Genomic DNA, 25,382 nt, shown 5'->3' with positions numbered 1-25,382 from the left:
AATTCCTTTACCAGTGAATTGATGGTCAGGTTTGATAGGCAAAAGATAGAAGGTAAACTTTTCCAAAGTTTTAAAACTTTGGAAAAGTTCGGTCTAGAAGACATGTTAATCCTCAGACTTTTTCTTTGGATCACTTGGAAGCGAGGGCAGTGAAACATCACCATCGGGAGATACAAACATGTTGTCAGTGTCATCGGGCATGGATACATCACCATCCACTTCATCTCCTAGTGTCTCATTATATTCAAATTTAAATAGATACTCAAAGTCTTCCATTCCCTCAGGCGGATTTTTCTTTACTTGGTTAGCATTATAAATAAAGCTTCCCCCTAATAGAAAAAAGAATGCCGCAAAATAGATCAGTATAATTCGTGTGCTAGTTTTCATGGTCGTTTTGTTGAATGGTTAAAATCAATTCTTGGAGTTCTTCGCTCGTAAGCTTCAATAGCTTCACTTTTTGGATCAATAACGGGAGTTCCTCTGCAAAAAACTCCTTTTTCTGTCTATGCAAAATAACCTTTGGTGCTGTATCTGACACATAAAAACCAATGCCCCGCTTATTTTCCAAGATCCCTTGTTCTTCCAAGACCTGATAGGTGCGCATGGCAGTATTCCGATTGACTTCCAATTCTACTGCCAATTCCCGTACGGATGGCAACTTATCTCCTGGCTGCAATCGTCCATCGAGAATCTGTTCATAGACCCAATCTCCAATTTGGAGAAAGATATTTTTATGTTCGCTAAACTCCATCTTAGACCTCCTTTTCTTTGAGTTTGAAATAGGATAAAAACAGCATGGCTGGAATAGTCAACCAGAAGAAAACCAACATAATTAAGCTCGATGAAGACATCGGAGTACTCTCTGACAATTCAGGGTAGCTAAGTAAGAAAGGAATGGGGGTTTTTAAGGAAACTGAAAATAAACTTACGAACATTATCAATATGAGCCCAAAAGCAAGCAATGTAATAAAGCTATAGATTTTGGGACGTTTGGGATAAAGCAATCCACCCAAATAAAAATACAGAGGAAAGAAAAATAAGAATGTGATAAGGGAAATTGGCCCCCACCATGGCCCACCTACAGGATTGGTAAAGGTTTTACCAAGCTGGATTATTGGCCTATATTCTTCAACTATTACAACTTTTCCTAATATTGATTTTTGAATAAAAACTGTGAGAAAAATTGAAAACTCAACGGCCCAATCATAAACAAATGGATAGAATAGGACAACCGGTAAAATACCTACAAGTAATTTGAGGAAGAACTTTTCAAAGCTTGAAGCTGGAACCATTAAAAACTGTAAGGCAGTTTCTTTCTTGTAAAACTCTCTAAAACTATTTCCTGAAATCACTATCGTTGCTAGTATCAGGCCAATAAAAAATGTAATCTTTAAATTATTGGTAGGAATAAAATCTCTTGAAAATCGGAACACATTCCAAGCAAGCAAATGTATCAAAGACACCAACGCAAAAATTAAGGGTAGATGTCCCAAATAAAACCCTTTCCGCTGAACAAAATCAAACTTCGCTAAACGGACAAATCGATTCCAATCAAAATATTTTTTCATAAGTTCTGAAGGTTAGCGGTAGATGAATAAGATAGTTTCCCAAGGATAGTTGCATTGAATAACAATTCCAGGTTGACCGAAGTAGGTGTTTTCCCAGGCACTCGGGGAGCGATATAAAAGTTTGTACCTAATTGTGCTTCATTATAGATCGCATCTGAAGGTAAGGTGCTTGCAAAGGCAAACTCAAACTGCTCTTCCAAGGCAGCAACCGAAGCATCCAATTTCAACTGACCTTGGTCAATGATCCAGAGATGGTCGATTAACTTTTCCAAATCCCGCACCTGATGCGTACTGATCACCATCAGCTGCTCATCACGCATTGCGCCGGCAACCAATTTCCTAAAGGTGGCTTTGGCCGGAATATCTAAGCCATTGGTAGGTTCATCCATCAAAATCACCTGACAATTGGAGGCCAAAGCAAAGGCAATCAGCGATTTTTTCCGTTGACCAAAAGAAAGATTGCCAAATGCCCTATGCATTTCCACTTCAAATTCTTGGTTGTATCGCTCAAAAGCTGCCCAATCAAAGGCAGGATAAAAATCAGCCAAAGCGCGAAAATAATCAGCCACCTTCAACCCTGTTGGAAAGTCAAATTCCTCTGGTAAAAAAAAGAGTTGCGCCAATATCTCGGGATTTCTTTCAAAGACATCTTCACCATCAAACTGAAGTGTACCATGCTTTGGCCGAAGCAAACCAGCCATCAATCGCAACAGAGAAGATTTCCCTGTACCGTTTTTACCCAATAAGCCTACCACCTGTCCAGCCTCTGGCTGAAGCGTAACTCCCTGTAGCAAGGGTCGCCTTTTGTGGTAACTGAACGAAAGTTCTTGAATGTTGTACATAATAATTGTTTTACTGTCTTAGTATATTATGACACTAAGATTGATGAAAAAAATGAAAGCTCAAAATTTTTTTGCTACTTTTTTTGAATTTAGGCCTGAGGTTTTGTGTCGCCTGATTGTTTGAGAATCACAGACGTAGTAGGATACACAATTTGGATGGAGGATTCGGGCTTGAAATTATCCAAGATTCCTTCTGTAATCATGTGTTCAAAAAATCGTCTTTTACGCGGATTACAAAGATATCGCAAGGAAAGTTGAATCCCGCGCTCATGGATTTTGGCATACACGGTAGGAGTGTATAAGCTAAATGAAATAAAATGCTCTTTTTGAGCACGTTTCAAGGCAGCTTCGATATTTTTGAAGTCTGGCTGAAACATGGACGTCAGCATATTTTTCAAGATTACTTGTGCCTTTTTATAATCTGAATCCAAGCTGATGTTGACGTGTTGCTCATTCCAGATATAATTAAATCCCTGACTATAATTCGCTTGCGGGTCCATGAATATTTTCCCATTCGGAACATGGATAATCCTACCCGTACTTTGTTCGGCATCTACCCAATTGCCCACTTCCAGAATGCTGAAATGCATCAAACGCAAATCCACTACATCCCCTTTAAACTCACCAATTTGGATCCGATCACCCACATCAAAGGGCTTTTTGATGTAGATCAGCATCCACCCAGCAATATTCACAAAGATATCTTTTAAGGCGATAGCTATACCCGCTGACAATAACCCAAGGAAAGTCGTAATGGACTGAAAATTGGATATCCAAATGTTACCTATCAGCAGTAGGCCAATAAATACCAAGGTGTATTGAACCGTTTTCCGCTGATGGTACATACGCTTCATCTCGGCATCTTTCTTGATTCCAATGAGTTTGTATGCCCCCTTTTTGATTAGCCATAGTACTAGTAATATGGCGATGGTCTTGTAGACATTCCATCGGATATCCTGTTCTATCAGCGTATCTAAGTATTCGATCCAGTTTTCCATAGCTTAAAAGTAAAGCTAATCGGACTTTCTTTGATTCACAAAAAATAATGCCAATGAATTGAAATTATTGATGATCGCATTTCGAACACCATTGTCCCAAAAGTATATTTTCGATCGTCACCGAAAATTTACATGTATTTTTTCGATTAGGCCACCTAAATACTAAAAGTGAATGCTATTCAACTGGATTAATTAGTGCCAATTTAAACGAAATACGCTCGGTTGCCCATAGAAATCTCTTATTTCCCAATATTTTTCCTAGTTTTGCAACTCTATATTGAACAGTACATTTTTCCTAGGATTTTGCAAGGGTTTTAGGAACGCTCCCAAATTAGTAAATGCCCAAATTATCTTCTGAGGACAAGTTCTTGGATGTCTCCGATTATGGAAGACCCTTTGCGAGAAGCTTTGTCAACCGCATTCAGCACACAGACATCACGCCTGTGCAGGTTACGTATCTTTTTGGTATCAGCGGGTTGATTGCTGTATACAGTATTTTAAATGGTCACTACATCACTGCTGGAATATTCCTGATCATCAAATCGATCCTTGATGCAGCAGACGGGGAACTTGCGCGTACCATTGAGCGTCCTTCGTACACGGGAAGATACTTAGACTCCATTTTTGATATTTTCCTCAATTTTCTCGTTTTGGCAGCCATTTGGTATGTTACGGATGCAAGTTTACTCCTCGCCTTAGCAGCCTTTGCAAGTGTGCAACTCCAGGGTACCCTATACAATTACTACTACGTGATACTTCGACACAACACCGCAGGAGGGGAAAAAACGAGTAAAATTATGGAAACTGAGCGGCCCAAGGCCTTTCCTGTAGAAAGTCAACAAACCGTGGATTTCCTATACGATACATACAACATGCTGTATGTTGCCTTTGATAAAATGATTTTTTACTTGGACCAAGATGCTGCAGATGCGCCTGTGTTCCCCAAATGGTTTATGACACTGATTTCTATCTATGGATTAGGCTTTCAGTTACTGATCATTTCCATCATGCTGTCATTGGGTATGATTGACCTAATTCTGCCCTTCTTTGTGGCTTACAATGTATTATTGGTGGTATTTATTGGTATCAGACGCTTACTAATCAAGCACTAATTCGAATGGTGCTTGATTGACCTACTCCGGTTGAAAATAAATTGGACTAAAAGCTGGACGAAACTTACCATCCGCTTTGAAGGATACATAGTACGGAATACCATCAAACTGAAAATCCGCCATGGTTTTGGATGAGCTTTTGGCAATTAACTGTATTCCCTTACGCTCTTCGGTTTCAAAATACGCTTGCCATTTCTCCTGATCTTTGTCTATGGAAATATCCACAAAAACAATGTCTCGGGCTGCCTCACTATTCTTCAAACTATCAAGAGCGGGTTTATGGAATTTACATGGTCCGCACCAAGTAGCCCAAAAGGTTACATATACATCACTTCCTTCAAAACTGCGAAGATCCACTTCGTTTCCTTCTCTGTCAAGATAAATACCGTCGGGAATAGTATTACTTTTAAACCCTTCCCAAAGCGTTACGGTAAAGACTGGCTTACCGTCTTTGTAAACTCCATCCTTATAAAGAAATACAAGCGGGTCTCGAACGAAAAAAAACAAGAATACTACCACACTTATTCCCAAGATTACTTTTCGGTACTGAGATGCCAACTCTTTTCTTGAAAGAATAAGACCAATCAAGGCAAACACAATCACTAGCAGTACCTGTGGGAAATAAATAAGATCAACCAAATTATAAATGGGAAATGCTCCAAATAATACCAATAAAAAGACCGGATTCGTTGAGCGATTGATCCGTCCAGCCAAGTAATAGCCCAGACCAGCCAACATCAAAGGAAACCAAGCAAGCAGCGTAACATTCCAAATCTTAATCCACTCAGTAAAAATCATCAGTGAAAAAAAGGCCACAAGTACGATCACAAGTAAACCAAGAACAAGCCTACCTATTGTTTTCAAAACATTCATAACTTATGATAATTTAAAACAACTTTATATCAATAGATCTCACTTCAAAGAGAAAGCTAAGCGATAAGTAAGTAACAAATAATAGGGCCAATAATTGTCAAATGAGTGCATGGCAGCCGAAATACTGTTTTTGCGATCGTCCCTACTTTTCCAAGGCCACTCGACCATCACTTGGGTAACCGTACCCCAGCGGTTGAATTCATCCTCATAAAAACCTGAACTTACCTCTCGCTCTAGCTCCCAGGAATAATAATACCCACTATGAATATTTTCTCTTCCCCGCTGATAGGATGGGCCGTAAGCCACATGAACCCGCAAGCCTTTTTGTGTTCTCCAAACATTCACCCCTGCTTTAAAGTCCGCAAACACTCCCGAGAGAAACTCATCCTTGTCTTCTGGAAAAGTATAATCCAAATCTGAATTAATAATTGACTTGTAGTAAGTCAAGGAAGTCCCCAAGGTGACTGTCCTGAAGAACTCAAGTTCAAACTCATTGGTAAAATTCACTCCAAACATTCCCCAACTTCCTTCCACCAAAGCTCCAGCCCCTACGCGGTAATCTATACCAAGCCAAGAGTTGCCGTTTTGAGCTTTTAGCTGAACTTGAATAATCAAGAAAAATAACAAGAGATAGTAAACCTTTTTCATAGATTCAAAAATTTAGTCAACTAAAGATACTATGAATTTTTAAAACTAACAATTAGATGCAAAGTTTTTGGAGAAACCTATCGCTTCATATCAATGCCTCCTTAATATGGGTTAGCAAAATATTTTTCGATTTTCATTGACTTTTGAAACTAATTTTGTTTAAATTATAAACATTAAAATGTTAATTTATTTGACATTTTGATTTCTGCCAATATACTCCATAAAACTTCCGCTCAGTCTCTCCAGGTGCAGTAACCTAGCAACTGTGGAGCATTTCGATTTATATCACCGAAGGAAGGTATCTATAAAGCAGGTATAACTTGTCTACCATTAGACCATATTTCATTTATTTCGCCGACCATAGGGAGGCATTATTTCGCAAACTTGTCTACCAACAGGTAGAGCATATTTCACAGAGTCTATGTTTATCAATTGCCACTCATACTACAGCTTCAAGTACGGTACGCTCTCCATCGAGGAACTGGTATCTCAGGCCAAGAGCAAAAAGCTCGACGCGCTTGCACTGACGGATATCAATTCAGTAGCCGGAGTGTTCCCCTTTATCCGAGAGGCTCAAAAAGTGGGTATTCATCCCGTGATTGGAATTGACTTCCGCAATGGGGTACGGCAGCAATACATAGGTTTGGCCAAAAATCAGGAAGGCTTCTATGAACTCAATCGCCACCTTTCTTATAGACGTACCAAAGGGCTGGAATTTGATGCACAGGCACCGGCTTTTCAGCACAGTTTTGTCATCTACCCATTTAGAGAAAAGGTCTTCCCCTTACGGGAAAATGAATTTATCGGCATACATCCCTACCAGCTCAATCGCTTGGTCAAGTCTCCTTGGTATCGGTATAAGGATAAATTGGTCTTGCTTCAACCCGTGAGTTTCTCCTCCAAAACACAATTCAATGCCCATCGTCTGCTGCGGGCGGTGGATAAAAACACCTTACTCAGCAAGCTAGAACCTGAGGAACAGGGAGATATCAGCGATCAATTGTACTCTTATGCCGACATGGTCGGGCGCTGCGAGGGGCATAGCTACCTGCTGTATAACTCTCAACGCCTGCTCGAAGCCTGCCAGTTTTCCTTCTACTTCCAAGCAGTGAAAAACAAACGGGACATCTTAGGTTCGGACTGGGAGGACTATGATTACCTGCGGCAGGAAACCTTCAAAGGTGCTATCAACCGCTATCCTGATCTGACTCCCGAGATCAGTAAGCGACTGGAAAAGGAGCTGGAACTGATCCAGCAAAAAGGCTTTGTCTCTTACTTCCTGATCAATTACGACATCGTCACATTTGCCCAGCACAAAAACTATTACCATGTAGGCAGAGGCAGTGGAGCCAATAGTATTGTGGCTTATTGCCTAGGCATTACCGATGTAGACCCCATTGAGCTGGACCTGTACTTTGAGCGCTTTATCAATCTGTATCGAGAAAACCCTCCCGACTTTGATATTGACTTCAGTTGGACAGATCGGGATGAGGTGACCCAATACATATTTGACAAATACAATAAAGAGGGACAGGAGCATGTGGCTCTATTGGGTTCTTACAGCACCTTTCAGGCAAATTCTATGCTGCGGGAATTGGGAAAAGTCTTTGGACTGCCCAAAACTGAGATCGAGTCCTTAATCTACCATGCAGGCAAATCCGAGTACATTCCGGATCAGTATGGGAAGTTGATTCTCAAGTACAGTCAGGTTTTGCATGGCATGCCTTCACACTTGACCATCCATGCTTGTGGCATCCTGATTTCCCACAAACCCATTCACTACTACACCGCTACCGAGATGCCGCCCAAGGGATTTCCTTTGGCACATATCGATATGCATACAGCGGAAGACATTGGCTTGCATAAGTTTGACATCCTCTCTCAGCGGGGATTGGGACATATCAAGAGTGCGATAGAACTCATCTACCAAAACCAAGGGGTACAAGTGGATATCCGGCAGGTAGGAACATTCAAAAAAGATTCCAAAATCAAAGAACTCCTGAGAACAGGCCATACCATCGGTGCCTTTTATGTGGAATCCCCCGCCATGCGGATGTTGCTGGCCAAGATGAAGGCGGATGAATACTTGGAATTGGTGGCGGCGAGTTCCATCATCCGTCCCGGTGTGGCACGCTCGGGCATGATGCGGGAATATATCCTGCGCCATGTGGATGAAGAGCGGCGCAAGCAGGCCCATCCTGTGATGATGGACATCATGCCCGAAACCTACGGCATCATGGTGTATCAGGAAGATGTAATCAAGGTAGCGCACTACTTTGCTGAACTCAGTCTTTCAGAGGCAGATGTACTGCGTAGGGGTATGAGCGGAAAGTCTCGTTCCAAGGATGAATTTCAACGGGTAAAGGATCAGTTTTTCAACAACTGCCAACGCTTGGGCAGGGACCCCAAAATAACAGCTGAGGTTTGGCATCAGATTGAGAGTTTTGCAGGCTATTCCTTTGCCAAGGGACATTCGGCGTCCTTTGCCGTGGAAAGCTATCAGAGTTTGTACTTGAAGGCCTACTTTCCGCTGGAATTTATGGTTGGGGTAATCAACAACTTTGGGGGATTTTATCATACCGAGTTTTACATCCACGAACTCCGTATGAACGGGGCAGATATCCAAGCTCCCCATATCAACGAAAGCGACTACCTGACCAATATCAAAGGAAAGACGGTGTATTTGGGTTTGATTCATCTGAAGTATTTGGAGAAAGCGAGTACAGAAAAAATCTTGAGCGAGCGTAGAGCCAATGGTTTGTTTGCGGGCTTATCCGACTTTATTGCACGAGTAGGGATTAGTTTGGAGCAGACGCTTATTCTGATCCGCATCGGTTGTTTCCGCTTTACAGGCAAAAGCAAGCAGGAGCTGCTTTGGGAGGCGCATTTTATCCTGAACAAGCGCAAGGCGGTCAGCACGGGAAATGAACTGTTCCGGCAGGCAGGATTTCGGGAATTGCAGGTTCCCGAACTCGAGCCCTCCGATGTGCGGCAGGATATTGTGGATCAGATTGATATTTTAGAATTTCCACTGGACTCTCCCTTTCATCTGGTCAAAGATCAAACAGTCCCGAGTATCAAGGCTAAAGATTTAAAGCAGTATTTGGGCAAACAAGTACAAATCATCGGCTACCTAGTGACGATCAAATACACCCGTACGGTGAAGGGGGATGTGATGAACTTTGGCACCTTTATCGATCGGGAGGGAGACTGGATAGATACGGTGCATTTTCCCCCTGTGGTGAAAAAACACCCTTTCAAAGGCCGTGGCATCTACCTGATCAAAGGTAAGGTGACCCAGGAATTTGATTTTTACAGCATAGAGGTGGAAAGTTGCGAAAGGATGGCCTATTGGAATGCGGCTGATTGAACCAAAAAACTCCTTAAATCCATATGCTCAATCCCCTGAAAGGTGTTCCCATCAAACGTGTCCATCGTGATAACGAACTTGGGATAGTTATCATCTATCTTTTGAAGATTGCCAAATTCCCTTTCCAATGTTTTGGTTTCATTGATACTCAATGCTACCTGATAATACGTTGTTTCTCCATCCTTTTGGCACACAAAATCAATTTCTTCCTTTTCAACTACCCCCACTTTAACTGAATACCCTCGGAAAATCAAATGGTTGTATACTACATTCTCCAAAATTTTCCCCCTGTCCTCTGGACGAAAACCCCATATTCCATGTCTAACACCCAAGTTTTCAAAGTAGTACTTATCTCCCACTTCAAATAAACGTTTTCCAACAATGTCATATCGAGGCACTTTATGAATCAAAAAGGCATTGCATAGGTATTCCACATAGGTTTGTACCTGATTATGGGCCATATTTATTTTTTGAGACTTTAGAAAATCTGAAATTTTTTTAGCAGAAAATAGGCTCCCTATATTACTCGCCAGAAAAAGAACTAGCTGTTCCAAAAACCTCGTATTCCTTACTCCATATCTGTTGATGATGTCCCGATATACGATGGTTGAATAAATGTTTTTAAGGTATTCAAACACTATGGCATCATTCAGCTCTAAATGTCTTAAGTAGGGTAATCCTCCATACTTCAAGTATTTCTCAAGATTCACTGGATTATCTTCCAATTCATGAAAATCCAAAAACTCCAGGTAAGACAAACTAAATACGGTAATTTCAATGTACCTTCCACTGAGATTTCCGGCAATATCTACAGAGAGTAAATTGGCATTGCTTCCTGTACAGTAGATATCAAGTTCCTCGTCTAGTAGCAAGGAACGAAGTGCATCTCCAAAATCTTTGATGTCTTGAATTTCATCAATGAATACATAATTCATCTTTCCAGGATATTTTCGATCTTTAATATACTGGTAAAGATCTTTGGCCTCTTTCATCCATGAAAAATCCAAGTCTTCTTTGTTGATATAAATGATCGGCGTATTTAAGTCTTTTTCCTGAAGCATTTTTATCAACTAAAACAATAGATAACTCTTGCCTACCCTCCGTTGTCCTGTCAAAACTTTAATCAAGCTTTTTCCCATAAAGGGTTTAACTCTGTCTAAATACACCTGTCGGATCGTTAATACTTGAGGAAGTCTAACCATTATTGCTGTAAGTATATTTACAATTTTTTACAAAAAAATTGATTTTTGTAATCATACTTTCAGATTTTTAAAAATGATTCTAAAAGTCTTGAGTATTCAATGTGCTATTTCCCCAAATCAAACAGTATTAAAAAGATTATACGAGTATCCGCAATCACAACAGCATTAAAGTAACACGTGTGCTTTTGTAGAGTCTACAAGCTGTCATCATCTAAGGTCCAAAACATAATCTTGCCCCCTCTACCTCTTTACCTCCCACTTATCTATATGTACAGGCTTGAAGCCTTGCATTTGATTCAGTAAGTCAACAGGGTCATCGGATACGGTTAAAAGATTCAATTGTGCTTGATGTAAGAAACCTTCTTCACTGGAATGCTTCAAGAATGCAAGTAAGCCATCGTAATACCCATTCACATTGTACAGCGCCAATGGTTTTTGAATATACCCCAGCTGATTGAGGGTCATGATCTCAAATAACTCCTCAAAAGTTCCAATCCCTCCTGGCATTGCTATAAACCCATCCCCTTTTTCGGCCATCAGCCACTTTCTGTCCCGCATGGTTTCCACCACTGTAAGCTCAGTACAGCCCCTATGCGCTACTTCGATATCTACCAACTTTTGCGGAATAATCCCGTATACCTGCCTCCCTCCTACTAGCATGGCATCCGCTATAACCCCCATCAGACCAACATTGCCTGCACCATACACTAAATCCAATTCCCTTTTAATCATCTCAGATGCCAATGCTTTGGCTCCTTGTTCATAGTTTGGATTCAACCCTCTATTTGAACCACAATACACCGTTATTTTTTTCATCAACTCACTTATAAAAAAACCCAGATAATTTATCTGGGCTTAAATTATGCAATTTTGCATGAATTATGCAGAGTTTTTATTTAAAGCATCGACCAGTTCTCGCTTCAGCTTCCGCTCTCGCTCCAAAGTGTTTCTTCGATGTTGCTCAAACTCTTCCATCGTTTCTTCCAAATCCCTTTTGGCTTTTTGTACGACACGGTGACTTTGAAAAAACTTAAACAAAAAAAAGGTCAGTGCTATGGACAAACCTCCAATAATACTCCAAACCAACGTATTGTAAGCAGATTTGTGAATAGGGATATTAAAAAAGCTAAAATTATCTCTTGATTCTTCTGCTTCCTGAAGGCTATCTTTCAAAGCAAGCAAATCCCTATTAACTTCTGCTAATTGGGCCTGCTGCGACCTAATTTCCTCTTTTTGCGTACCGAGTTCTACCTGAAAGACCTTCAAAGAATCGACTACATTTGATCTTAATTGATCCAAATGGGTTTTTTTTACAACTTTATATTCTTGATAGTTATTAGAAATACTATTTAAATACTCAAATTGACTGGCAATAGTTCCGGATGTCAAGGACCCTGCTGGCTGTTCCTCCTGGGCCTGGACGGACACTATCAAACATAGGCTGAGGAGCACCCCAATTAAAAACATGTTTTTCATTTTTTACTTAGTTTTCTTGTCTGTGATTACACCAACGAACCATTTAGATTCTTCGGCATGCAGATTAACAATAAATATGCCTTTTTATAATCATTTAATCAAAATAATTTAAAGTTTTAATCTAATTTTAGATAAAAACTACTGACGCACCCTTATGAAAATACGACGAATTCTACTATCACTTGTACTTTTCCCTATTTATTTTTCCGGAATAGCGCAATCAACAAGTTACAAGTACACCCTAAGTTTACCTCCAACAATTAACGTAAGCTACCATATCAGAAATCAATCCCCTCCTTACAATTCCATAAACCATGAGGGATCCAAGCAAATACCTGCAGCAAGTCTCATCAAAATACCTATCCTAATAGCTTTCTTGGAACAAGTAGATGCTGGTCTTTTGGATCTTGATCAAGTACATATTATCCAAGAAAAAGAAATCGTTGGTGGTGCAGGTGAATTGCAGTTTGATGGAGCCGGACAGCAGTTATCAATGGAAAAGCTACTTCATGAGATGATTCGTACTTCGGACAATACCGCTACCAATATATTGATCAACTATTTGGGTATGCCACTGATCAATGAAAGCATAGAGCGATGGGGTATTAAGCAAACTTCATTGAATAGGCTTATGATGGATTTTGAAGCAATTGAAGCTGGGCGTCAAAACTACACAACTGTCCAAAACCTTGTGCAACTTTTGGAAAAAGTATGGAAAGGAGAACTCTTGAGTGAGCATTCAAAAGCAATATTTTTAAGATTACTCCAGGGCTGTGAAGATAAAAGCCTAATAGCCGCAGCACTTCCCAATTACACTACCTATAACAAAACAGGCACCTTAGATTACATCCGAGGTGACGCGGCTATCGTTCAATCCGAAAACTCCATTATGATACTTGCCATCACAGTGGAAGGCTTCGATGACATTGATCAAGCCGAAACAATCATTCGAACCCTTTCACTACTTTTGGAAGAAAACATGAGAAATTTCAATCCTCCGACATTACCGAATAACAATTGATTTCCTAACCATAGAAAAAGGTCCATCAAGTTCTCTCCCATCCTGTTTTAAAAGGACAACAGACAACTGATATTCGCCCTTCGGTAAATTTAACACACGTACAGGGTTAACCTCTTCTACTTCATATTGTAGCTCATTTAGCTCAATACGTACCTTTAACTTATCTAAGTCTATTTCTCCACCTAAAAGTAAAAAATCTATTGTCACCGCTTCACCTTCTTGATACTCTTGATTATTGTTCGGGAGATTGAGAGCAATGTAAGGCTCGGCTTGATAAGGAAACGGTCTTGTGTCCCCAACTCTAAAATCCCTGTCAACATAATTTCCAAATGACTTCAATGCCAATCCTTCAGAATCTATCAAGTAAGCAACTGCACGGTAAGTACCCTCTTTCAGTTCTCGTTGAAAAATAGGTGAATTATATCCCACTGGATCTGATCCATTTAAAATCATTTTCAACTGAAAGCCTCCGATTCCACCCTCAAAAGGGAAATTTTTGATATTAAATTCAAAAGGCACCTTCCCTGGTCGAAACACTTGATTTCCAAGAGGAGAATACATTTCAAGTATGGCGTCAGGGTATTCATTTTTTTCTTCAAAAGAAAATAAACTGATTTCAGGAATTGACTTTTCTACCTCATCTGTCTCTAGGGCAACTATTTCCTCTTCTGTTTTTTTACTCGAGGAATTACAGGAAATTATCCAAATGCTAAAAATGAATAAAATGAAGATACTGACCTTTTTCATATGTATAATTTTAAATTCTTGCCGTACTTAGTTACTGCCATACATTGATTTTTTGCTATTGCTTACCCTTGATATATGTAGAGGGCTTAGCTTAAGCTATTCGATCACTTACTTTTATTGCAAAAACTTGTAACTTGCAAAAGTAAATATAACCTAAAATATGACAGAGATTTTATATGATGAAATCCCATCGTTGGATTTAGCTGATTTCACTTCGGGAGATGCCGAAAAAAAAGCTGCCTTTGTTAACAAACTTGGCGATGCTTATCAAAACATTGGTTTCGTAGCAATCAAAGGGCACGGTCTAAACAAAGAATTGCAGGATCGTTTGTATGCCGTAATCAAGCAATATTTCAGCCTTCCAGACGATGTAAAAGCCAAGCATGAGAAACCAGAAATTGGTTTTCAGAGAGGATATACGGGCAAGGGAAAAGAGCATGCAAAAGGTAGAAATACCGGGGACTTGAAAGAATTTTATCACGTAGGACAGGAGCTGTCAAAGATCCCTGATACTGACCCGATCAAGGCGGAATACCCAGCCAATATCTGGCCAGAAGAACTTCCAGAGTTTAAAGAAGTAGCCTTAGAAATCTACAAAACATTGGAGGAAGCTGGCAAAAATATGCTGAGGGCCATTGCACTAAACCTAGGACTGGATGAAGAATACTTTGAAGACAAAGTTGCTTATGGTAACTCCATCTTAAGGCAAATCCACTACTTCCCAATCGAAAATCCTGATGAAGTTCCAGCGGATGCGGTTCGAGCAGCAGAACATGGAGACATCAACTTGATCACCTTGCTAATGGGTGCTTCTGCTGATGGTCTACAAGTATTGAGAAGAGATGGCAAGTGGATTCCTATCACTGCTCTGCCAGATCAGTTGGTAGTGAATGTCGGGGATATGTTGGAGCGATTGACCAACAAAAAACTGAAATCCACCATTCACCGAGTAGTAAATCCTCCAAGAGAAATGATGCACACGAGCAGATACTCGATCCCTTTCTTTATGCATCCAAGATCTGAAATGGATCTTACCTGCTTAGAAAGCTGTGTGGATGAACATAATCCAAAACAATTTACAGATGCTACTGCAGGAGAATTCCTCGAAGAGCGTCTACGGGAGTTAGGACTTAAAAAATAATTCCCATGTCGGTACGGAAAGTACGGTATTACCTTTATCTACAGGATGTATTGCTACTTTCCGTAACGGCCTTTGGTGGCCCACAGGCTTTTTTGGCTATGGTGCTTGATTTGATGGTCAAAAAAAGGGGGTATATCAAAGAAGAGGAATTATGGGAACTGAATGCATTATGCCAGATTCTGCCAGGACCAACATCCACTCAGACCATCTCTGCCATTGGATACAGAATAGGAGGCCCCAATTTAGCCTATCTTTCTCTCGTGGTCTGGATTCTACCAGCGACTTTATTAATGATCACTGCTGCGTTCTTAATTGATTTTTTGCAGGAAAATACACCTGGAGCGCTGAACTTTGCGAAGTTCATCCAGCCCATGGCGATTGGTTTCATTATCTATGCTGCGCAAAAAACCATTTTTAAAATGGTAAAGACTTCTGAGGCTACTGTTCTCATGATGTTTTCTGCATTTGTTTCTTTCTTTTACAACTCTCCCTATTTATTTCCACTCCTCTTGTTGGTAGGTGGCATCAGTACTTCACTCAAATTTAAGGAACAGCCAAGGGAAGAAGGCGATAAAAAATTACAAATCAACTGGTCAAATTTCTTTCTGTGGGGTGGCGTTTTGGTCTTTGCCGCAGTTCTGGGTGCAATTACCAAAAATCAATCCATCCTTTTATTTGAAAATTTCTATCGTAATGGCTCACTGATTTTTGGGGGTGGGCAAGTATTGGTACCCTACCTTTACACAGAATTTGTAGAGTTCAAAAAATTCCTCAGCTCTCAAGAGTTTTTGACAGGATATGGAATTTCCCAAGGTATACCAGGACCAACTTTTAGCATAAGTTCATATGTAGGAGCACTATCCATGCGAGAATATGGCCTTCCAGGATTACTTACAGGAGGATTTATTGCCGCTGCAGGAATCTTTCTACCCGGTACATTCCTAATCTTCTTTGTCATCCGCTTTTGGGATCAGTTAAAAAAATATCGACCTGTAAGGGCCGCCTTGGAAGGGATCAATGCCGTGAGTTGTGGGATGTTAATAGCAGCAGCCTACTTACTTTTCGAACCATTGGATGCCAATCTTTTCAATATACTAGCAATCTTTAGCACCTATCTTTTGCTACAATTCACCAAGTTAAGTTCTCCTTTGATCATAATCATAGGTCTAGTAGCAGGTATCACCTACAACTGGATATTTTGATAAAAAAAACCACCGAAACAGGTTTCGGTGGCTTAAAATCTAAACTATATACTGATTATAGTTGAGCGTCTAATTTTTGAGATAAAACAGCCTTTGGAACTGCACCCACTTGTTTGTCTACCAATTCTCCATTTTTGAAGAACATCAAAGTAGGAATACTTCTGATGCCCAAAGCAGAAGCAACAGCTGGATTTGCATCCACGTCCACTTTTCCAATCACCGCTTTGCCTTCATAATCACCGGCCAATTCTTCTACGATTGGACCGATCATTTTACATGGACCGCACCACTCAGCCCAAAAATCTACTAGCACTGGTTTATCTGATTTTAATACTTCTTCAAAGTTTGCATCAGTAATTTCGATTGCTTTTGCCATTATCTATGTCTTTTAATTTTACTTCGATTTTCGAATATACTTATAAATTCAATTCACTTAAAATAAGTTCATTCCAAATTTATGTATCCCTCTTTTTTTGGTCCGAATGCGTGATTATAAAATCTGATACACTACCTCAGGAATCTGCCCCAGATCTTTGATCATTTCATTGGATGGATCTACCCGGAAATTTTTAGACACCAAATCCAAGGTAATATTCTCCTTTGAATCAATGACATTGATATGCAGCTTAGCATCTCCTTTATACTTACTGGTAATGGACTCTAATTTTTCCATCAAATCATAGGTCAAATCATCCAAGTCAATATTGATCCGAAGCCCTTTGACCATTTTACCCCTCACCTCACTGAGCAAGGCCATCGTGCCAATCTTAAACTCGTATTCATTTTCCTTCCATTTGCTTTGGAAAACTCCTCCCGTGATAAACAGGAACCAACCGTTCATGAAGTATTCTTTAAACTTCACATAGTCATCGCCAAAAATAAAGAAGGTATGCCCTCCAGAATAATCTTCCAAAGTCAAGGTGCCAAAAGGCTTACCCGTCTTGGTGGTCCGATGTGCGAAGGAAGTAACCATGCCAGCGGTTTTGATATCGCCTTTTTTACGCAGCCCATCGATGTCCGTAAATTCTGGTAAGCTGGTATTGGTAAAGGATTCAATCTCTACTTTGAACTGATCCAATGGATGACCCGTAATAAATAGACCAACCACCTCTTTTTCTATATTCAATTGCTGCAATTGGCTGAACGGTTCCATGGTTGGTACCGAGGGAAGTGGTACTTCCATGCCTCCACCTCCACCAAATAAGCTTACTTGGGCACTGTCTGCTTCTTGTTGTACCTTTTGGGCATACTTAACAGCTTTTTCTAAAAGCGGAAGTTCTCCGTCAGGAGCTTCCAAATACTGTCTTCTATGATGCTGAGGAAAGCAATCAAAGCTTCCTGCCATGGCCAAAGATTCCAAGGTTTTTTTATTCAATGCACGGGAATTGACCCGCTTACAAAACTCAAAGATATTGCTATACCTTCCTTTGGCTTCCCTTTCCTCTACAATAGCGTCTACCGCAGCAGAACCAACACCCTTGATAGCTGCCATACCAAATCGAATCTGCCCATCTTTATTTACAGTAAACCCTGATTTGGATTCATTTACATCGGGACCCAATACAGCAATCCCCATGCGCTTACATTCCTCCATAAAGAAGGTGACCTGAGTCAAGTCATTCATGTTGTTGCTCAATACAGACGCCATGTACTCCGCTGGGTAATGAGCTTTCAGATAAGCTGTCTGATAGGCTATCCAAGCGTAACAGGTAGAATGGGATTTGTTAAATGCATAGGATGCAAAAGCCTCCCAGTCTTTCCATATTTTCTCCAATCGTTTAGCATCATGACCTTTGGAAGAAGCCTGCTCGACAAATTTGGGTTTCATTTTATCCAAGACATCCTTCTGCTTCTTACCCATAGCCTTACGCAGGACATCGGCCTCACCTTTGGTAAAGCCTGCCAACTTCTGGGACAGCAACATTACCTGCTCTTGGTAAACTGTAATCCCATAGGTTTCCTCCAAATACTCCTGCATGTCATCCAAATCGTAGGTGATCGGTTCCTGTCCATGCTTACGCTTGATAAATGAAGGAATATACTCCAATGGTCCTGGTCGATAAAGTGCGTTCATAGCAATCAAATCTGCAAAAACTGTAGGCTTCAACTCCCGCATGTATTTCTGCATACCAGGGGATTCGTACTGGAAGATACCTACGGTTTCACCACGTTGGAAGAGCTCATATGTTTTGACATCATCAATAGGGAATTCATCCGGATCCAACTCGATTCCATGACGCTCTTTGACAATTCTACAGGCATCTTTGATAAGCGTCAAGGTCTTCAAACCCAAAAAGTCCATTTTCAGCAAACCAGCGCTCTCCACGACAGAGTTGTCAAATTGGGTACATACCATGTCCGAATCCTTTGCTAAAGCTACTGGAACGTAGTTAGTAATATCAGCAGGTGTGATAATTACACCACAAGCATGGATTCCCGTATTTCTGACAGAGCCTTCCAAAACTCTTGCCTGATTGATCGTTTTAGAGAGTTCATCCGTCCCTTTGGAGATGCGGATCAACTCATCAGCCTTCGAAATATCCTCCCCATTTCCCTTCAATTTGTCCGATAGCTTTGCTCTGTCTTTACTCAGATCAAAAAGTGCTTTCAATTTGATATCAGGCACCAACTTGGCCAATTTATCGGCTTCAGGCAAGGAAAGGTTTAGAACTCTCGCCGTATCCCGAATAGCTGATTTGGCAGCCATGGTGCCGTAGGTGATGATTTGGGCTACTTGATTCGCTCCATATTTGTTGATGACATAATCGATGACCTTTTGGCGACCTTCATCATCAAAGTCAATATCAATATCGGGTAGAGAAACCCTGTCCGGATTCAGAAAACGCTCAAAAAGGAGGTCGTAGGCAATTGGATCTACATTGGTGATAGCCGTGCAATAAGCTACGGCAGAACCAGCGGCAGAACCCCTTCCTGGGCCTACCGATACCCCCATTTTTCTCGCAGCTGCTGTGAAGTCCTGCACAATCAAAAAGTAGCCTGGATAGCCCGTGTTTTCAATGGTTGCCAATTCAAAGTCTAAACGCTCTTTGATTTCATCCGTGATAACCGGATAACGACGCTTAGCACCTTCATAAGTCAAATATCTCAGATAAGCATTTTCTCCACGTTTTCCTCCATCAACTTCATCTTGGGGGTCCTTGAATTCATCAGGGATATCAAACTTAGGAAGCAAAACATCGCGTTGAAGTTTATATGGCTCGATTTTATCGACAATTTCTTGGGTACAGGCAATCGCTTCAGGAAGGTCAGCAAACAAGGCTTTCATTTCCTCCGGGCTCTTCAAGTAGAATTCATCGTTTGGAAAACCATAACGAAACTCCCGACCACGCTTGCCTACGTATTTTTTAGGCTTTTCGACGAGTTCCCCATCCTTTACGCACAATAAAATATCATGCGCTTTGGCATCATTTTTTTGATTGTAATACGTATTGTTTGCAGCAAAATACTTTACCCCATACTTCTGAGCAAACTGTAATAAAACTTCATTAACTTTTTCTTCCTCAGGGACGCCATGCCTATTCAATTCTACATAAAAATCATCACCAAACTGCTCTTTCCACCAAATGAATGCTTCTTCAGCTTGTGTCTCTCCCACATTCAAAATTAAATAGGGGATTTCGCCCCAAAGCCCTCCCGTAGTAGCAATCAAATCTCCTTTGTATTCAATCAATACATCCCGATCTATTCTCGGCACATAATAAAATCCTTGGATATTTGCGTAGGAAGCTAGCTTGGCGAGGTTGTGATAGCCTGCCTTATTTTTAGCTAAAAGTACTGTCTGAAAGCCATCATCTTTCTGACTCTTATTTCTTCGGTCCTTGGTCAAATTAAATTCACAACCAATGATCGGTTTGATTTCTTTGGCAAAAGCTTCCTTCACAAAGTTGAAGGCTCCCATCATATTCCCATGGTCGGTCATGGCCAAGGCCTGCATCCCCATAGCTTTTGCTTGGGCAATCAACGTGGGGATTTCGGAAGTAGCTTGCAACACAGAAAATTGGGTATGTACATGCAGGTGAGTGAAGGGCATATCCTCCATATCCGTGATATCCGCCTTCCTAGCTGCTTGAAGAATTTCTTTGGCAGCAGCTTTGGTTTCATCTTTGACAGCTGCAAAATTGGCTTCTGCCAACTTGGGTGGTTGATAGACAACCTCAGAAGATTTAAGCCCTTGTTCAGGCGCAATGACTTGCTGCGTAATTAATCCAAAGAAACACTTGGCTGTAGCGTCTACATCATAGGCTGCATCATGCGCATCTCCAAAGCCTACTCCAAATAATTTTTGATGTAATTCGGTCAGTGTAGGCCACTTATACTTCCCCCCTTTACCCCCAGGTATAGCACAAAAATTGGTAGATAAATCTTTGGTATCCAACTCCTTTTTTTCTCGAAGCTTCATAACCACTTGCTTCCGGAGCATTTCTGCGCCGACTACCATGATATCAAAGCCAACATTATGGCCTACCAAGTACTTGGCTTGATCTATATCTTTTTGAAAAATAGCCAAGACATCCTTCAAGTCATGTCCCTCCTTGGTTGCACGGGCAGTTGAAATTCCATGGACTTTTTCCGCATTGTAAGGAATGGTAAATCCCTCTGGCTTTACTATGAAGTTATTATTGGAAATAAGTTTCCCGGAAGCATCATGCAGCTGCCATGCGAGCTGAACCAATCTGGGCCAATTATCCAAATCCTCCATGGGAGCATTGTAATTGCCTGGTAATCCTGTTGTTTCGGTGTCAAAAATAATATACATACGCAATCCTGTAGTTAAGGGGATTCCAAATTAAGATTTAAACCACTGGGAGAAAAACTTGTGGTGGAAATTGTCACAAAAAAAATTCTACTTTTTATAGGGACAATGTTTACACCCACTCCCACAGCAGTAACCCCGCTTTAAATGATATTGGGCGGTAAATACCATCAATCCCTGCTCATTGATGTAGTAATCACCAGGCTGGAGAGGTTGGGCTTGAAGGGGCTTCTTTGGGCTTTTCATGCGTTTATGCAAAAGGCATTTGCTATATTTGTCAAAATAGAATGAATGGTCAAATCTGCTTTAACCAAGCACAAAACTACCAATTTTATGATGGAAACAATAAACTCAAGCAAACAAGCCATTGCACTGGAAGACAAGTACGGAGCCCACAATTACCATCCGCTGCCTGTAGTTCTTTCCAAAGGTGAAGGAGTCTACTTATGGGACGTAGAAGGTAAAAAATACTACGACTTCTTGTCTGCTTACTCTGCGGTCAATCAAGGTCACTGCCATCCACGCATCAAGGATGCACTGATTGAGCAAGCAGGAACTTTGACACTCACTTCTCGAGCTTTTTATAACGATGTCTTAGGACCATTTGAAAAATATATCACCGAGTACTTTGGCTTTGACAAAGTACTTCCGATGAATACTGGTGCTGAAGGTGTAGAAACAGCCATCAAAATCGCCCGTAAATGGGGGTATGAGAAAAAAGGAGTTGCTGAGGGGCAAGCAAAAATCATTGTAGCCGAACAAAATTTCCATGGAAGAACCTCCACGATAATTTCTTTCTCATCCGATGCCAATGCCCGTAAGAATTTCGGTCCTTACATGGTGGGTTTTGAGCGCATTCCTTATGATAATGTGGCTGCTTTGGAAAAAGCCTTAGAAGACCCATCTGTTGTGGCATTTTTGGTAGAGCCTATCCAAGGAGAAGCAGGCGTATACACCCCCGCAGAAGACTACTTGCGTAAATCAGCCGAAGCATGCCGTGCTAAAAATGTATTGTTTATCGCTGATGAAATCCAAACAGGCATTGCCCGAACAGGTTCTTTATTGGCAGTCTGTGGAAATTGTACGTGTGAAAGACACTGCGAAAGACAAGCAAGCTATACCAAACCGGATATTTTGATTCTTGGAAAAGCTATTTCAGGAGGATTTTATCCAGTATCAGCAGTGCTAGCGGATGACCACATCATGGATGTTATCAAACCTGGAACACATGGTTCTACCTTTGGAGGAAATCCACTGGGTGCAAAAGTTGCGATCGCCGCCCTTGAAGTCGTGCGTGATGAGCAATTGGCATTGAATGCTCGCAAACTGGGGAACATCTTCCGTGAGCGCATGCAGCTATTGGTAGATAAGTATACGATTCTGAAACTTGTCAGAGGCAAGGGCTTGCTCAACGCTGTGGTGGTGAATGATAGCCCGGATAGCAGTACAGCATGGGACATGTGTATGAAATTAGCCGAAAATGGATTATTGGCTAAACCTACCCATGGAAACATCATCCGTTTTGCTCCACCTTTGGTCATGACCGAAGAGCAGTTGCACGATTGCTGTGATATCATTGAAAAAGTGGTTAAGGAGTTTGAGAAATAATTATTGAATTACACCTGCCAGGTTTTTTTAACAAGCCTAATCATCAAGCTTGATACTAATTCCTGGCATGTTTCTTTTTTTACCCTTCATTAGCTTCATTCAATTAATAATTAGCTTCATGCTCCAAGCCGTAATTTTCGATATGGATGGCGTTATCTGCCACACCAATCCTTTCCATTCTATTGCTTTCCAAGAGTTTTTTGCCAAACGTGATCTGTATCCTACAGAAGAGGAGTTCAAAGACCACATGTATGGCAAAAATAACTCCTACATCTTAAGCCATTTTTTAGGTAGAAAAATTGAAGGGGAGGAATTAGCTATCTTAGAAGAGGAAAAAGAAAGCCTGTTTCGAAAAATTTACCAATCACAAATAACCCCTATTTCCGGGTTTTTGCCATTTTTTCATAGCCTTAAAAAAACAGGTATCCCAACAGGAGTAGGTACTTCTGCACCGATGGCCAATATGGAAATGATCATAAAAAGTTTAGGCATTCAATCACAGATGGAGTCCATGCTGGCAAGCGAAGATGTAAGCAAACACAAGCCCGACCCTGAAGTGTACCTGAAATCTGCTCAAAAATTGGGTGCAAGTCCAGCATCATGTATTGTCTTTGAAGACTCTTTCTCGGGCGTTACCGCAGCCTTGAATGCTGGCATGAAAGTCGTTGGTGTATTGTCCTCGCACAAAAAAGATGAGCTCCCCCCTTGTGACATTTACATTTCGTCCTATGAAGAATTGGAGATTCCCCAGCTTGTGGGCTTGTTTGAGACAGAATAAACTATGGATTCGGGTAACAATTTTTTAAGGATTTCTTAACAACAGGCAAAATTTAACATTTGCTTAATTTTGAAATTGACTATAAAACACGCAAAAACTTATCTAAATCAATTTTTTCCAGACCTTTCCTTCAGAAAGAACTGATCTCCGTTAACAAAAGCGTAACAGCGAATACACGATAAAGAAACATTCCTGCCCGAATTTTGCATCGCTGTACAATAAGTAGTCACTACTTAAAAAATTTCTTATGCGGAGACAATTCGCAGTGATGGGTATGATCCTATTCACTTTCTTCACAGGCACTTTTGCAAGGGGTGCCAGTGAAGACTCGCTGTCCACAGGGGAAACCAAACCTGTGGCAATCAAAAAGCATTGGACCGAGACCATACAGTTAAGGGGCTATATGCAAATGCGTTACAATGGACTGTTGGAAACCAACCCCAACCTTCAATGTGCGCAGTGTGACCGCTCTTGGGGTGGTGATGGGGGTTTTTTCTTCCGCCGTATCCGATTGATTTTTTATGGACAAATCCATGAGCGCATCTACCTATATTTCCAACCTGACTTTGCCTCCGATGGAAAAAATTTGGGCCAAATCCGGGATGCCTACTTTGATTTGGGTTTGGATGCCAAGCAGGAATTTCGTTTGAGAATAGGGCAGTCAAAAGTTCCTTTTGGATTTGAAAACCTCCAATCCAGTCAAAATCGTATTCCACTAGACCGAAATGATGGATTAAATTCTGCTGTTGCCAATGAACGAGATATTGGGGTGATGTTTTACTACGCTCCTACTGAAATACGCAAGCGTTTTAGTTACTTGGTGTCCTCCGGATTGAAAGGCTCTGGTGATTATGGGGTTTTCGGATTGGGAATTTACAATGGTCAGACGGCCAATCAGCCAGAACGTAATGGTTCCATGCACGTAGTTTCCCGACTAACCTATCCTTGGGAGTTGCCTAGTGGACAGTTTGTAGAAGCTTCCTTTCAAGGGTATACAGGAAAATTTGTCATTAACCGTGCGGTTGCATCTGATATCAACCAAACAGAGTTTTCAGAATACCGTTATGGGCCAAGTTTTGTGTTGTACCCACAACCCTTTGGCTTGCAGGCCGAATTCAACTGGGGAAGAGGCCCTGAGTATAATCCAGAAACCAATGATATTGAAGACGCACCTATCCGTGGGGGCTATATGATGGCAACCTACATGCTGAAAACGGAAAAAGATGTCTTTATCCCATTTACCCGTTACCATTACTACAAAGGCGGTAAAAAGCATGAATTGGATGCTACCAGACATCGGGTAAACGAACTGGAATTTGGAGTTGAATGGCAACCTAATAGAGCCTTTGAATTGGTAGCCATGTACACCATCTCCGATCGAACATTTGAAAATTCACTCAATCCGAATAACCGTCAAGCGGGAAGTCTATTGCGCTTGCAGGCACAGGTGAATTTTTAGTAGTAGAGGCGAGACGCGAGACATTAGACCATAGACTTGAGGCGTGTAGAGGACTTCCGGTGTTCCTATAATGCTGTTCGAGATTTGCAATCTCGAATTAGGGATAAGGAGGATTTGTAATCCTCTAGGAGGATTGAAGTATTAAGGGAGAATGAAATTTATAATGATGAACGCTGAATTTCGAATTCCGAATGATGAACTTTGGACCGGAACTAACTGGCGAGAGAAGCGAGATACTGGACATTAGACTTTCATCGCTTGGACCTCAAAACCCTGTAAAGGGTTACAAAACAATAACCATGGGTTTGTGGAACCCATGGTTGATGGATGTACATTAATCATCAAGCCTAAAGGGCTTGTACTAACGCTTTCTAGAGTAGAAATCAATAATACTGCCCCGTCAGGGCAGACACTAAGGTGTAGATGCGTTCAGCCACGGGGCGAGACCCGTGGTTACTGTTGTTTTGCCCTTTCAGGGCAGGTCCTACCCAGAATTTGCAATCTTGACCAAGAGGCCTGAATGGTGTGCAATCTGTTTGGGGAATCAAGGTAGAATAAAATGT

At 41.1% G+C, this 25,382-nt stretch carries 22 protein-coding genes; 8 read left to right on the top strand and 14 right to left on the bottom strand.

Annotation, left to right across the window (positions count from 1 at the left end; all coding sequences use genetic code 11):
• Positions 1-105: 105 nt before the first annotated feature.
• The 5 genes from IPZ59_RS07650 to IPZ59_RS07630 form a co-directional block, all read right to left on the bottom strand.
• On the bottom strand, positions 106-387 hold the full coding sequence (locus IPZ59_RS07650) for a hypothetical protein (protein WP_236139279.1): 282 nt from the start codon (positions 385-387) through the stop codon (positions 106-108).
• Positions 377-751, bottom strand: coding sequence for a GntR family transcriptional regulator (locus tag IPZ59_RS07645; protein ID WP_236139278.1), 375 nt, complete (start codon positions 749-751; stop codon positions 377-379). The genes IPZ59_RS07650 and IPZ59_RS07645 overlap by 11 nt, the downstream gene beginning before the upstream one ends.
• A 1-nt stretch (position 752) precedes the next feature.
• Complete coding sequence (locus IPZ59_RS07640) at positions 753-1,568, bottom strand: hypothetical protein (RefSeq protein WP_236139277.1); 816 nt, start codon at positions 1,566-1,568, stop codon at positions 753-755.
• On the bottom strand, positions 1,565-2,410 hold the full coding sequence (locus IPZ59_RS07635; protein ID WP_236139276.1) for an ABC transporter ATP-binding protein: 846 nt from the start codon (positions 2,408-2,410) through the stop codon (positions 1,565-1,567). The genes IPZ59_RS07640 and IPZ59_RS07635 overlap by 4 nt, the downstream gene beginning before the upstream one ends.
• An 89-nt stretch (positions 2,411-2,499) precedes the next feature.
• Complete coding sequence (locus IPZ59_RS07630; RefSeq protein WP_236139275.1) at positions 2,500-3,408, bottom strand: mechanosensitive ion channel family protein; 909 nt, start codon at positions 3,406-3,408, stop codon at positions 2,500-2,502.
• 338 nt (positions 3,409-3,746) lie between these two features.
• On the opposite strand from IPZ59_RS07630, the gene IPZ59_RS07625 reads away from it, so the two are divergent.
• Positions 3,747-4,520, top strand: a complete 774-nt coding sequence (locus IPZ59_RS07625) for a CDP-alcohol phosphatidyltransferase family protein (protein WP_236139274.1) — start codon at positions 3,747-3,749, stop codon at positions 4,518-4,520.
• Positions 4,521-4,541: 21 nt separating this feature from the next.
• On the opposite strand, the gene IPZ59_RS07620 is transcribed toward IPZ59_RS07625, so the two are convergent.
• Together IPZ59_RS07620 and IPZ59_RS07615 are read right to left on the bottom strand one after the other, a co-directional pair.
• Positions 4,542-5,393: a TlpA family protein disulfide reductase gene (locus IPZ59_RS07620; protein WP_236139273.1), complete on the bottom strand. Its 852-nt coding sequence runs from the start codon at positions 5,391-5,393 to the stop codon at positions 4,542-4,544.
• Positions 5,394-5,432: 39 nt separating this feature from the next.
• Positions 5,433-6,041, bottom strand: coding sequence for a hypothetical protein (locus IPZ59_RS07615; protein ID WP_236139272.1), 609 nt, complete (start codon positions 6,039-6,041; stop codon positions 5,433-5,435).
• Positions 6,042-6,462: 421 nt separating this feature from the next.
• Here IPZ59_RS07615 and IPZ59_RS07610 point away from each other — a divergent pair, with 421 nt between their 5' ends.
• Positions 6,463-9,411, top strand: a complete 2,949-nt coding sequence (locus IPZ59_RS07610) for a DNA polymerase III subunit alpha (protein ID WP_236139271.1) — start codon at positions 6,463-6,465, stop codon at positions 9,409-9,411.
• On the opposite strand, the gene IPZ59_RS07605 is transcribed toward IPZ59_RS07610, so the two are convergent.
• From IPZ59_RS07605 to IPZ59_RS07595, 3 genes are all read right to left on the bottom strand, one after another.
• Positions 9,390-10,472 carry an ATP-binding protein gene (locus IPZ59_RS07605; RefSeq protein WP_236139270.1) on the bottom strand — a complete coding sequence of 361 codons (1,083 nt, stop codon included), beginning with the start codon at positions 10,470-10,472 and terminating at the stop codon, positions 9,390-9,392. The genes IPZ59_RS07610 and IPZ59_RS07605 overlap by 22 nt on opposite strands.
• Positions 10,473-10,853: 381 nt before the next feature.
• Positions 10,854-11,429, bottom strand: coding sequence for an LOG family protein (locus IPZ59_RS07600; RefSeq protein WP_236139269.1), 576 nt, complete (start codon positions 11,427-11,429; stop codon positions 10,854-10,856).
• Positions 11,430-11,492: 63 nt separating this feature from the next.
• Complete coding sequence (locus tag IPZ59_RS07595) at positions 11,493-12,089, bottom strand: hypothetical protein (protein WP_236139268.1); 597 nt, start codon at positions 12,087-12,089, stop codon at positions 11,493-11,495.
• A 154-nt stretch (positions 12,090-12,243) separates the two neighbouring features.
• On the opposite strand from IPZ59_RS07595, the gene IPZ59_RS07590 reads away from it, so the two are divergent.
• Positions 12,244-13,110, top strand: coding sequence for a serine hydrolase (locus IPZ59_RS07590; RefSeq protein ID WP_236139267.1), 867 nt, complete (start codon positions 12,244-12,246; stop codon positions 13,108-13,110).
• On the opposite strand, the gene IPZ59_RS07585 is transcribed toward IPZ59_RS07590, so the two are convergent.
• Positions 13,093-13,857 carry a hypothetical protein gene (locus tag IPZ59_RS07585; RefSeq protein ID WP_236139266.1) on the bottom strand — a complete coding sequence of 255 codons (765 nt, stop codon included), beginning with the start codon at positions 13,855-13,857 and terminating at the stop codon, positions 13,093-13,095. The genes IPZ59_RS07590 and IPZ59_RS07585 overlap by 18 nt on opposite strands.
• A gap of 160 nt (positions 13,858-14,017) precedes the next feature.
• Between IPZ59_RS07585 and IPZ59_RS07580 the strand changes: the two genes are divergently transcribed.
• Both IPZ59_RS07580 and chrA read left to right on the top strand, forming a co-directional pair.
• On the top strand, positions 14,018-14,998 hold the full coding sequence (locus IPZ59_RS07580) for an isopenicillin N synthase family dioxygenase (RefSeq protein ID WP_236139265.1): 981 nt from the start codon (positions 14,018-14,020) through the stop codon (positions 14,996-14,998).
• 5 nt (positions 14,999-15,003) lie between these two features.
• Positions 15,004-16,200, top strand: coding sequence for a chromate efflux transporter (gene chrA, locus IPZ59_RS07575; RefSeq protein ID WP_236139264.1), 1,197 nt, complete (start codon positions 15,004-15,006; stop codon positions 16,198-16,200).
• A gap of 55 nt (positions 16,201-16,255) precedes the next feature.
• On the opposite strand, the gene trxA is transcribed toward chrA, so the two are convergent.
• The 3 genes from trxA to IPZ59_RS07560 form a co-directional block, all read right to left on the bottom strand.
• The gene (gene trxA, locus IPZ59_RS07570; protein WP_189579764.1) at positions 16,256-16,576 is read right to left on the bottom strand and encodes a thioredoxin; all 321 of its coding nucleotides are present in this window, start codon (positions 16,574-16,576) and stop codon (positions 16,256-16,258) included.
• Positions 16,577-16,690: 114 nt separating this feature from the next.
• Positions 16,691-20,977: a DNA polymerase III subunit alpha gene (gene dnaE, locus IPZ59_RS07565; protein WP_236139263.1), complete on the bottom strand. Its 4,287-nt coding sequence runs from the start codon at positions 20,975-20,977 to the stop codon at positions 16,691-16,693.
• Between the two features lie 87 nt (positions 20,978-21,064).
• Complete coding sequence (locus IPZ59_RS07560; RefSeq protein ID WP_236139262.1) at positions 21,065-21,220, bottom strand: DUF5522 domain-containing protein; 156 nt, start codon at positions 21,218-21,220, stop codon at positions 21,065-21,067.
• Positions 21,221-21,307: 87 nt separating this feature from the next.
• On the opposite strand from IPZ59_RS07560, the gene rocD reads away from it, so the two are divergent.
• From rocD to IPZ59_RS07545, 3 genes are all read left to right on the top strand, one after another.
• Positions 21,308-22,582: an ornithine--oxo-acid transaminase gene (gene rocD / locus IPZ59_RS07555; RefSeq protein WP_317208045.1), complete on the top strand. Its 1,275-nt coding sequence runs from the start codon at positions 21,308-21,310 to the stop codon at positions 22,580-22,582.
• A 118-nt stretch (positions 22,583-22,700) separates the two neighbouring features.
• On the top strand, positions 22,701-23,360 hold the full coding sequence (locus IPZ59_RS07550; protein ID WP_236139261.1) for an HAD family hydrolase: 660 nt from the start codon (positions 22,701-22,703) through the stop codon (positions 23,358-23,360).
• Positions 23,361-23,607: 247 nt separating this feature from the next.
• A complete protein-coding gene (locus IPZ59_RS07545; protein WP_236139260.1) occupies positions 23,608-24,819 on the top strand; it encodes a porin in 1,212 nt (403 codons plus the stop codon).
• Positions 24,820-25,382: the final 563 nt, after the last annotated feature.

This window comes from Mongoliitalea daihaiensis (genome assembly GCF_021596945.1).
Classification (GTDB): domain Bacteria; phylum Bacteroidota; class Bacteroidia; order Cytophagales; family Cyclobacteriaceae; genus Mongoliitalea; species Mongoliitalea daihaiensis.
The sequence above is the reverse complement of the archived record's forward strand: the minus strand, read 5'-3'. Positions and strand labels throughout refer to the sequence as shown.

Bases quoted from the DNA above. Each gene is read 5' to 3' on its own strand.
- IPZ59_RS07650 (WP_236139279.1), bottom strand. From the start codon at position 387: ATGAAAACTAGCACACGAATTATACTGATCTATTTTGCGGCATTCTTT.
- IPZ59_RS07645 (WP_236139278.1), bottom strand. From the start codon at position 751: ATGGAGTTTAGCGAACATAAAAATATCTTTCTCCAAATTGGAGATTGG.
- IPZ59_RS07640 (WP_236139277.1), bottom strand. From the start codon at position 1,568: ATGAAAAAATATTTTGATTGGAATCGATTTGTCCGTTTAGCGAAGTTT.
- IPZ59_RS07635 (WP_236139276.1), bottom strand. From the start codon at position 2,410: ATGTACAACATTCAAGAACTTTCGTTCAGTTACCACAAAAGGCGACCC.
- IPZ59_RS07630 (WP_236139275.1), bottom strand. From the start codon at position 3,408: ATGGAAAACTGGATCGAATACTTAGATACGCTGATAGAACAGGATATC.
- IPZ59_RS07625 (WP_236139274.1), top strand. From the start codon at position 3,747: ATGCCCAAATTATCTTCTGAGGACAAGTTCTTGGATGTCTCCGATTAT.
- IPZ59_RS07620 (WP_236139273.1), bottom strand. From the start codon at position 5,393: ATGAATGTTTTGAAAACAATAGGTAGGCTTGTTCTTGGTTTACTTGTG.
- IPZ59_RS07615 (WP_236139272.1), bottom strand. From the start codon at position 6,041: ATGAAAAAGGTTTACTATCTCTTGTTATTTTTCTTGATTATTCAAGTT.
- IPZ59_RS07610 (WP_236139271.1), top strand. From the start codon at position 6,463: ATGTTTATCAATTGCCACTCATACTACAGCTTCAAGTACGGTACGCTC.
- IPZ59_RS07605 (WP_236139270.1), bottom strand. From the start codon at position 10,472: ATGCTTCAGGAAAAAGACTTAAATACGCCGATCATTTATATCAACAAA.
- IPZ59_RS07600 (WP_236139269.1), bottom strand. From the start codon at position 11,429: ATGAAAAAAATAACGGTGTATTGTGGTTCAAATAGAGGGTTGAATCCA.
- IPZ59_RS07595 (WP_236139268.1), bottom strand. From the start codon at position 12,089: ATGAAAAACATGTTTTTAATTGGGGTGCTCCTCAGCCTATGTTTGATA.
- IPZ59_RS07590 (WP_236139267.1), top strand. From the start codon at position 12,244: ATGAAAATACGACGAATTCTACTATCACTTGTACTTTTCCCTATTTAT.
- IPZ59_RS07585 (WP_236139266.1), bottom strand. From the start codon at position 13,857: ATGAAAAAGGTCAGTATCTTCATTTTATTCATTTTTAGCATTTGGATA.
- IPZ59_RS07580 (WP_236139265.1), top strand. From the start codon at position 14,018: ATGACAGAGATTTTATATGATGAAATCCCATCGTTGGATTTAGCTGAT.
- chrA (WP_236139264.1), top strand. From the start codon at position 15,004: ATGTCGGTACGGAAAGTACGGTATTACCTTTATCTACAGGATGTATTG.
- trxA (WP_189579764.1), bottom strand. From the start codon at position 16,576: ATGGCAAAAGCAATCGAAATTACTGATGCAAACTTTGAAGAAGTATTA.
- dnaE (WP_236139263.1), bottom strand. From the start codon at position 20,977: ATGTATATTATTTTTGACACCGAAACAACAGGATTACCAGGCAATTAC.
- IPZ59_RS07560 (WP_236139262.1), bottom strand. From the start codon at position 21,220: ATGAAAAGCCCAAAGAAGCCCCTTCAAGCCCAACCTCTCCAGCCTGGT.
- rocD (WP_317208045.1), top strand. From the start codon at position 21,308: ATGATGGAAACAATAAACTCAAGCAAACAAGCCATTGCACTGGAAGAC.
- IPZ59_RS07550 (WP_236139261.1), top strand. From the start codon at position 22,701: ATGCTCCAAGCCGTAATTTTCGATATGGATGGCGTTATCTGCCACACC.
- IPZ59_RS07545 (WP_236139260.1), top strand. From the start codon at position 23,608: ATGCGGAGACAATTCGCAGTGATGGGTATGATCCTATTCACTTTCTTC.